This is a genomic window from Pyxidicoccus trucidator (assembly GCF_010894435.1).
GTDB lineage: Bacteria > Myxococcota > Myxococcia > Myxococcales > Myxococcaceae > Myxococcus > Myxococcus trucidator.
The window spans coordinates 1-391 of record NZ_JAAIXZ010000116.1; the positions used below are offsets into that span (position 1 = coordinate 1).

Annotated in this window: 1 protein-coding gene; it reads right to left on the minus strand. The window is 68.0% G+C overall.

Features of this window, described 5'->3' with window-relative positions; all coding sequences use genetic code 11:
• Positions 1-32 precede the first annotated feature (32 nt).
• Positions 33-391, minus strand: a 359-nt coding sequence (locus G4D85_RS48675; RefSeq protein WP_164021972.1) for a WG repeat-containing protein, incomplete at its 5' end; no start/stop codon positions are given.

Genomic DNA, 391 nt, shown 5'->3' on the forward strand with positions numbered 1-391 from the left:
GCACCGACACGCCGTCGAAGTAGCGCGCGTCGTCAGCCGTTCAACACCACGGCCAGCCCGTGGGAGAAGGGCTGAGCGGAGGCGAAGCGGGGTGTCACCGCCCAGCTTCCGTCCGGGCGCAGGTAGCCGAACAGGCCGTTCTCCTTCACGGCGGCCAGCCCTTCCGAGAACGTGCCATTCACCGCCTGGAAGCGGGGCTCGATGACCAGGGCCCCCTTCCGGTCGATGAAGCCATAGGCGCCCTTCTGCTTCACGGGAGCAAGCCCCTCGCGAAACGCGCACTCCGTCAGGCTCGTGTCCCAGTTCGAGAAGCCAGGCTCCAGCACCCAGGCGCCGGACTCGTCCACGAAGCCGAACTTCTTGCCCTTCACGACCAGCGCCAGCCCGTCCG